Annotated in this window: 7 protein-coding genes; 4 read left to right on the plus strand and 3 right to left on the minus strand. The window is 74.5% G+C overall.

The genetic code is table 11. The features are described 5' to 3' along the window. A partial coding sequence (locus tag ACYVPE_RS38470) for a helix-turn-helix domain-containing protein (RefSeq protein WP_461038490.1) occupies positions 1-516 on the plus strand: 516 nt, incomplete at its 5' end. Here ACYVPE_RS38470 and ACYVPE_RS38475 read toward each other — a convergent pair. The 3 genes from ACYVPE_RS38475 to ACYVPE_RS38485 form a co-directional block, all read right to left on the minus strand. After that, positions 485-1,417, minus strand: coding sequence for an alpha/beta hydrolase (locus ACYVPE_RS38475; protein WP_461038491.1), 933 nt, complete (start codon positions 1,415-1,417; stop codon positions 485-487). The genes ACYVPE_RS38470 and ACYVPE_RS38475 overlap by 32 nt on opposite strands. A gap of 102 nt (positions 1,418-1,519) precedes the next feature. Next, entirely contained in the window at positions 1,520-1,774 is a 255-nt protein-coding gene (locus ACYVPE_RS38480) for a hypothetical protein (protein WP_461038492.1), read from the minus strand. Positions 1,775-1,806: 32 nt separating this feature from the next. After that, positions 1,807-3,036 carry a M20 metallopeptidase family protein gene (locus tag ACYVPE_RS38485; protein WP_461038493.1) on the minus strand — a complete coding sequence of 410 codons (1,230 nt, stop codon included), beginning with the start codon at positions 3,034-3,036 and terminating at the stop codon, positions 1,807-1,809. 82 nt (positions 3,037-3,118) lie between these two features. Here ACYVPE_RS38485 and ACYVPE_RS38490 point away from each other — a divergent pair, with 82 nt between their 5' ends. From ACYVPE_RS38490 to ACYVPE_RS38500, 3 genes are all read left to right on the plus strand, one after another. Continuing rightward, positions 3,119-3,949, plus strand: coding sequence for a TIGR02452 family protein (locus ACYVPE_RS38490; RefSeq protein ID WP_461038494.1), 831 nt, complete (start codon positions 3,119-3,121; stop codon positions 3,947-3,949). A 201-nt stretch (positions 3,950-4,150) separates the two neighbouring features. After that, a complete protein-coding gene (leuS, locus tag ACYVPE_RS38495; RefSeq protein ID WP_461038495.1) occupies positions 4,151-7,033 on the plus strand; it encodes a leucine--tRNA ligase in 2,883 nt (960 codons plus the stop codon). 45 nt (positions 7,034-7,078) lie between these two features. Then, positions 7,079-7,687 (plus strand): hypothetical protein, encoded by a 609-nt coding sequence (locus tag ACYVPE_RS38500; RefSeq protein WP_461038496.1) that lies wholly within the window; start codon positions 7,079-7,081, stop codon positions 7,685-7,687. The last annotated feature ends 169 nt before the right edge of the window (positions 7,688-7,856 follow it).

Here is a 7,856-nt window from a genome sequence, read left to right on the forward strand (position 1 = left end):
GTGCGCGGCCGGCTTCGGATCGGGGTCGGCGACGTGACCGAGGCGCTGCTGGCCCGGGTGTCCCTCGAACAGGCGGCGCTGGCGCTGCGGCGGCCGGTGGCCAGGCCGCCGGCCGAGGCGGTGGTGGACCACGACGAGCTGGGCCCGGTCGCGGTGCTCGCCGAACTGCCGGCGGCCCGGCTCGGCGCGCTGCCCGACGTGCGGCGGCTCGGCGAGCTCGCGGCCCGCGACGGCGGCGAGTTGAACCTGGCCGCGCTCGCCGCGTTCTGCCGCACCGGCTCGCTGCGCCAAGCGGCCGCCGAACTCCACCTGCACCACAGCTCGGTGGCCGCCAGGCTCGCCCATGTGCAGGTCGCCACCGGCTGGCGGCTGCGCGACCCCGCCCACCGGTTCCGGGCGCAACTGGCGCTGTATGCCCGTCGGTTGACGCTGGCCCCGGGTGACAACGGGGGTTCAGGCGGCGGGGAGGCGGCGGGCGGGGAGCTCACCACGCGAGGGCCCGGCCCAGCACGGTGATCTCCTCCTCCGTGATCCGGCGGGCCACCGCCGAGTGCCGCACCAGCGCGGCGCCGTGGAACGTGCCGGGGAACAGGTGCAGTTCGGTGGTGACGTCGGCGGCCAGCAGGGTGCGGGCGTAGTCGATGCCCTCGTCGCGGAGCGCGTCGAGCTCCATCACCGCGACATGGGCGGGCGGCAGCCCCGCCAGGTCGGCCGGCGTGGCCCGGCCGGGCGCCGCCGTCACCGGCACGCCGGGCGAGCCCGGCACCCCGGCGCCCAGGTAGGCGGCCCAACTCAGCAGCGCGCTCGGCCGGTTCCACACCGGTGTGTCGGTGAACCGCAGCGCGCTCGGGGTGCTCAGCCGGTCGTCGAGCGAGGGGCTGTCCAGGAACTGGAAGCGCGGCTCGGGCCCGCCGCGGTCCCTGGCCAGCATGGCGACGGCGGTGGCCAGGCAGGCGCCCGCGCTGTCGCCGGCGACCGCCAGCGCCTCGGCCCTGACCCCGAGCTCGGCGGCGTGCGTGCCGAGCCAGCGGAGTCCCGCGTAGCAGTCCTCCAGGGCGGCGGGGTAGGGGTGTTCCGGCGCGAGCCGGTACTCGGGCGAGACGACGGCGCAGGGCAGGGCGCGACAGAGCCGCAGGTTGGCCTCGTGGTCCACGTCCGGGCTGCCCATCATGAACCCGCCGCCGTGGATCCGGTAGACGGCGGGCAGCGGCCCGGCAACTCCCGTGGGCCGGTAGACGCGCAGCGGCACGCCGTCGGCGTACAGCTCGCGGACGGCGACGCCGGTGGTGTCGGACGCCGCCATGGCCCGCGCCAACTCGGCCTTCTGGGCGGCCCGGGCCACGGACAGGTCGGAGATGTCCACGGCGGGCATCATGGCCAGCGCCGCGGCCAGCTCGGGATCGAACGCGTAGGGCATGCGCCTACCGTGGCACCGGTGGCATGTCCGGGTCATCAGACGCGCGTCGGTCCTGCCCCCGCCGACGCCCGACGCGCGCCGACCTGGGCCGGGCGGCGCGGATCAGTGCGGCTGCGGCTGCGGGTTGAGCCGGGGCTGTGGCTGGGGCTGCGGTTGCGGTTGCGGGTTGGCGTCGGCGGCGGCCTGGACGAACGCCCGGACGCGGGCGGTGGTGTTCGCCGCCAGCCAGACCGGGCCCCGGCGGATCGGCGGGGCGTCGTGCAGGGGGACGTAGACCAGGTCGGGACGCGACGAGTACGCCCTGGTGAGCTCGCCGACGGGCAGCACGCCCCGGCCGAGGGCCACCAGGGACAGCATCTCGGGGAAGGTGTTCCCCGCGGCGACGCCTGCTAGGCCGGGCCGGGGTCCTGGGCCACGGCCGGGGGCCGCAGGTGCCCCAGGGCCAACTCGGCGAGGAGCGTGGCCTGGTCGGGCAGCACCGAGTCGTCGAAGAGCGCCTTGGGGGAGTGGTTGGCCTCGACCGGCCGGTCGGCCGTCTCCGGTGGCGCGGCGCCGAGGAAGCCGAAGCTGCCCGGGATCCGCTCCAACACCAGCGAGAAGTCCTCGGACGCCGTGCGCGGGTTGGGCAGCGGCCGGTAGCGGTCGGCGCCGAACAGCCGGGTGGCGGTGGCGGCGTACCGGGCCGCGGCTGCCTCGTCGTTGACCGTCACCGGCAGCACGGCGTCGTAGTCCACCTCCGCCGTGAGACCGTGCCCGGCGGCGATGTGGTGGGCCAGGCGCGGCAGTTCGACCGCCAGCCGCTCGGCGGACGCGGGGCTGAAGGCCCGCACGCTCGCCCGCAGCCTGGCCGTCTCGGGGATGACGTTGGGCGCGCTGCCGGCGGACACCTGCCCCACCGTGACCACCACCGGGTCGAACACGTCGAAGCGGCGCGTCACATAGGACTGCAGGGCGGTGATGATCTCCGCCGCCACCGGCACCGGGTCGAGGGCCTGGTACGGCCGCGAGCCGTGCCCGCCGCGGCCGCGCACCGTGACGTCGAGCGCCGCGTAGCCGGCCATCAGCGTGCCGGGCCTGGTGGTGAGGACGCCGTACGGCAGGTCGGCGCTGACGTGCACGCCGTACGCGGCCACCGGCGGCGCGCCCGCCGCGTCAAGCGCCCCCTCCTCGATCATGATCCGCGCCCCGCCGCCCCCCTCCTCGCCCGGCTGGAACATGAACAGCACCGCGCCCGCCAGGTCACCGCGCCTGGCCGCCAGCAGCCGGGCCGCGCCGACGAGCCCGGCCACGTGCAGGTCGTGGCCGCAGGCGTGCATCGCGCCGTTGGACGCCGCGTACGGCAGCCCGGTCGCCTCCGCGACCGGCAGCGCGTCCATGTCACCGCGCAGCAGCACCGTCGGCCCCGGCGCGGCGCCGCGCAGCACGGCGACCACCGAGGTGGTCCTGGTGCCGGTGGTGATCTCCAGGTCGAGCCCGGCCAGGGCGGTCAGAACCCGCCGCTGGGTCCTCGGCAGCTCGATCCCGACCTCCGGATCGGCATGCAACTCCCGACGCAGCGCCACCAGTTCGGCGCCGATCCGGGCTGCCTGCTCCCGGGTGGAAACGGCCGTGCCGCCCATATGTCAGTCCTTCCGCTCGCTTTCGACCGCTCGGGACGGTATTTCGTCCAACTGACGCGAACTCCTTGCTAGTGTCCGGCACATGGCAAGCAGACTTCGGTCGATCGCGACCGAGAACGAGGAGATCGCCGAGCGAGGAAGCTACCGAACGATCCGGGGCACCCTCGTCGCGATCGACGGACCGCTGGCCGCGGCCGTGACCGGCACCGTCTCCTACCCGCCGGACGCCAACGTCACCGGCGGCCGTCCTGGCCCCTTCGCCGGCCGGCCCGAGGTCACCGGCGAGGGCAGCCTCGCGGCGGCGAGACGCCTCACCGACGAGGGCGCCGAGCACGTCGGCGTGCTGAACTTCGCCTCGGCCCGCAACCCGGGCGGCGGCTACACGCGCGGCGCCCGCGCCCAGGAGGAGGACCTGTGCCGCGGCGCCCTGCTCTACCCGTGCCTGCTCGCCGCCCCCGACTACTACGCCGCCCACCGCGCCTCCGACGACCTGCGCTACAGCCACCGCGTCATCTGGTCCCCCCGCGTCCCGGTGATCCGCACCGACCGCGGCGAGCTGCTCGACCGGCCGTACCCCGTGTCGTTCCTGACCTCGCCGGCGCCCAACGCCGGCCAGCTCGCCCGGCGTTCGCCGGACCGGGCGGTCGACGTCGCCGACGTGCTCGCCGAGCGCGCCGAACGCGTGCTGGCCGTCGCCGCCCGGCACGGCGTGCGCGAGCTGGTGCTCGGCGCCTGGGGCTGCGGCGTCTTCGCCAACGACCCGGACGAGGTGGCCGCCGCCTTCGACCGGGCCCTCACCGGGCACGGCGCCGCGTTCTCCCGGGTGGTCTTCGCGGTCTGGCACCGCACCCCCGAGTCGGCCAACCGCGTCGCCTTCGAGAAGCGCTTCGGCACCCCGGGACCGGCCGCCTGACCGCCCGCCCGGCCGCCCGTCCCCGGTGCCCCGGAGCCCAGGCGCCGCCTGGGTCCCGTGCGCTACCCTGACGCTATGCGTGCCGTACGCCTTCTGCTTACGTGGCCGCGCTGACCAGGCAAGACGTCAGCGCGGCGGCCCCTCCTGAGCGAGGGGCTTCTTCATGACGTGGCGGAGACGATCGATGGAGTTCCGAAGACGATGAGCGAGACACACAGGTACGACGCCGCACTGGCCGCGGACATCGAGACGCGCTGGCAGGAGTACTGGGAGCGGCACGGCACGTACGAGACGCCCAACCCGAGCGGCGACCTGGCCGACGACCCGGAGCAGGCGGCCAGGCCCAAGAAGTTCATCATGGACATGTTCCCGTACCCGTCGGGTGCGGGCCTGCACGTCGGCCACCCGCTGGGCTACATCGCGACCGACGTCTACGCCCGCTACCAGCGGATGAGCGGCCACAACGTGCTGCACACCCTGGGCTTCGACGCCTTCGGCCTGCCCGCCGAGCAGTACGCCGTCCAGACCGGCACCCACCCCCGGGTCTCCACCGAGGCCAACATCGCCAACTACCGCGCCCAGCTGCGCAGGCTGGGCCTGGGCTACGACCAGCGGCGGTCGTTCGCCACCATCGACCCCGAGTACTACCGCTGGACGCAGTGGATCTTCCTGCGGATCTTCAACTCCTGGTACGACGAGGAGGCCGGCCGCGCCCGCCCCGTCGCCGAGCTGATCGAGAGCTTCGCCGCCGGCGAGCGCCCCACCCCCGACAGCCGCCCCTGGGCCGAGCTGACCGACGCCGAGCGCGCCACCGTGCTGGACGGCCACCGGCTGGCCTACGCCGCCGACGCCCCCGTCAACTGGTGCCCGGGCCTGGGCACGGTGCTGGCCAACGAGGAGGTCACCGCGGACGGCCGCTCCGAGCGCGGCAACTTCCCGGTCTTCAAGTCCACCCTGCGCCAGTGGAACATGCGGATCACCGCCTACGCCGACCGGCTGGTCGACGACCTGGACACGGTCGACTGGCCCGAGGCGATCAAGCTGCAGCAGCGCAACTGGATCGGCCGCTCGCACGGCGCCCGCATCGCCTTTTCCATCGGTAAGGGGGGCTCCATCGGCGAGGGGGGCTCCGTCGGTGGCGAGGGTGACGTCGTCACCGTCTTCACCACCCGCCAGGACACCCTGTTCGGCGCCACCTACATGGTGCTGGCCCCCGAGCACCACCTGGTCGACGCCGTGGTGCCTGACGCCTGGCCGGCCGGCACCAGGGACGCCTGGACCGGCGGCCACGCCACCCCGGCCGAGGCCGTCGCCGCCTACCGCAAGCAGGCCGGCACCAAGTCCGACGTCGAGCGGCAGGCCGAGGCCCGCGAGAAGACCGGCGTCTTCACCGGCGCCTACGCCGTCAACCCGGCGGGCGGCGAGCGGATCCCCGTCTTCATCGCCGACTACGTGCTGGTCGGCTACGGCACCGGCGCCATCATGGCCGTCCCCGCGCACGACACCCGGGACTTCGCCTTCGCCCGCGCCTTCGAGCTGCCCATGCGCTGCGTCGTCGAGCCCACCGACGGGCGCTCCACCGACCCGGCCACCTGGGACGACGCGTTCGCCTCCTACGACGGCCGGCTGGTCAACTCCGCCACCGACGGGCTGTCGTTGGACGGGCTGACCGTCACCGAGGCCAAGGCCCGGATGAACGAGTGGCTGACCGCCGCGGGGTTGGGCGAGGGCACCGTCAACTACCGCCTGCGGGACTGGCTGTTCAGCCGCCAGCGGTACTGGGGCGAGCCCTTCCCGATCGTCTACGACGAGGACGGCATCGCGCACTCCCTGCCCGACTCCATGCTGCCGCTGGAGCTGCCGGAGGTCGACGACTACTCGCCCCGCACCTTCGACCCGGACGACGCCGACACCCGCCCCGAGCCGCCGCTGGCCCGCAACGACGAGTGGGTCCACGTCACCCTGGACCTGGGCGACGGGCGCGGGCCGCGGAAGTACCGCCGCGAGACCAACACCATGCCCAACTGGGCCGGCTCCTGCTGGTACCACCTGCGCTACCTGGACCCGCACAACGACCGGGCGCTGGTCGACCCGGAGCTGGAGCGCCACTGGATGGGCCCGCGCGACGGCCTGCCCACCGGCGGCGTCGACCTGTACGTCGGCGGCGCAGAACACGCCGTACTGCACCTGCTGTACGCCCGCTTCTGGCACAAGGTGCTGTTCGACCTGGGCCATGTGTCCTCGGCCGAGCCCTACCACAAGCTGTTCAACCAGGGCATGATCCAGGCGTACGTCTACCGCGACGAGCGTGGCTTCCCCGTCCCGGCCGCCGAGGTCGAGGAGCGCGACGGCGGCTTCTGGTACGGGGACGTCCAGGTCGGCCGCGAACTGGGCAAGATCGGCAAGTCGCTGAAGAACGTCGTCTCGCCCGACGACATCTGCGCCACCTACGGCGCCGACACGCTGCGCCTGTACGAGATGGCCATGGGCCCGCTGGACGTCTCCCGCCCCTGGGAGACCCGCGCGGTCGTCGGCCAGTACCGGCTGCTGCAACGGCTGTGGCGCAACGTGCTGGACGAGGCGACCGGCGAGGTCTCCGTCGCGGCGGCCGAGCCGACCGAGGACACGCTGCGCGCCATGCACAAGGCCGTCGACGGCGTGCGGCAGGACCTGGAAGGGCTGCGCTTCAACACCGCCATCGCCAAGATCACCGAGCTGAACAACCACGTCACCAAGCTGACCGAGGTGCCGCGGTCCGCCGCCGAGACCCTGGTCCTGCTGGTCGCGCCGCTGGCCCCGCACATCGCCGAGGAACTGTGGCGCCGGCTGGGCCACGAGGACAGCGTGACGCGGGCCGACTACCCGGTCGCCGACCCGGCCTACCTGGTGGACGAGACGGTCACCTGCGTCGTCCAGATCAAGGGCAAGGTGCGGGCCAGGATCGAGGTCGAGCCGTCGATCGCCGACGCGGACCTGGAGACCAGGGCCCTGGCCGAGCCGGCCGTGGTCGCGGCGCTTGGCGGGGCCGGGATCCGCAAGGTCATCGTCCGGGCGCCCAAGCTGGTCAACATCGTCCCGGCCTGATCGGGCGCCGGTGGCCCTACCCTGGGGAGCGGAGGTGTGCCGGACATGGACATCCTGATCACTCTGCTGGCCGTGTCGTTCCTGGCCTTCCTGACGGTCGTCGGCCTGGCGGTGTGGGGTGTGCGCGCCGTGGGGCGAAGAGCGGCGCGCGCCCGCGCGGACATCCGCCGCACCTTCACCGACGCCGTGCTGAACGCGCGCGCCGCCCAGCCTGGCGCGGTCGGCGAGGCGGCGCGCACCCGCAAGGAACTGCGCGCCACCCTCGACAGCACCCACGCCGCGCTGAAGGCCGAAGCCGAGTCGGACGCCGCGCTGGCCGAGGCGCGGGCGCTCTTCGACCAACTCGCCGGGCACGCCCAGCAGTTGGACCGTGAGCTGGGCGCGCTGATCACCGGCGAGCCGGACCGCGGCCGCGTCGCGGCCCGGCTCCCCGACCTCCGCACCAGGGCCGAACGCATCCGGCGCTCCGCGGACGCGCTGCGGTTCGCGGCCCAGGAGCGGGCCCATCGGCACGACGCGGAGGCGTTGGACGCCCTCCACGACCAGATCGACCTGGAAGCCGACGCCCTACGCCACTGGGCCCCGACCCCCGACCCCCCACCGGCCGTCCCCCGGGCGGACCCCCCGCCGCCGCCGCACCTCGGCAAGGGCTGACGCCCCCCGCCGGCGTCCACCGACCGGCGGTTCTGTCCCCACCCACCCGCCCTTTGTTCCGCTGCCGCGTCGCGGGCGCGCTGCGCGCGGGGGTGGCCTGGCGCGCTGCGCGCGGGCGGTGGCCTGCGGCCGTGCTGGCCTGCGGCCGTGCTGGCCTGCGGCCGTGCCG

The sequence above is a fragment of the Streptomyces mayteni genome, assembly GCF_054783955.1.

Coding starts and splice junctions, on each gene's coding strand:
- ACYVPE_RS38475 (WP_461038491.1), bottom strand. CDS start 1,417: ATGCCCTACGCGTTCGATCCCGAGCTGGCCGCGGCGCTGGCCATGATG.
- ACYVPE_RS38480 (WP_461038492.1), bottom strand. CDS start 1,774: ATGCTGTCCCTGGTGGCCCTCGGCCGGGGCGTGCTGCCCGTCGGCGAG.
- ACYVPE_RS38485 (WP_461038493.1), bottom strand. CDS start 3,036: ATGGGCGGCACGGCCGTTTCCACCCGGGAGCAGGCAGCCCGGATCGGC.
- ACYVPE_RS38490 (WP_461038494.1), top strand. CDS start 3,119: ATGGCAAGCAGACTTCGGTCGATCGCGACCGAGAACGAGGAGATCGCC.
- leuS (WP_461038495.1), top strand. CDS start 4,151: ATGAGCGAGACACACAGGTACGACGCCGCACTGGCCGCGGACATCGAG.
- ACYVPE_RS38500 (WP_461038496.1), top strand. CDS start 7,079: ATGGACATCCTGATCACTCTGCTGGCCGTGTCGTTCCTGGCCTTCCTG.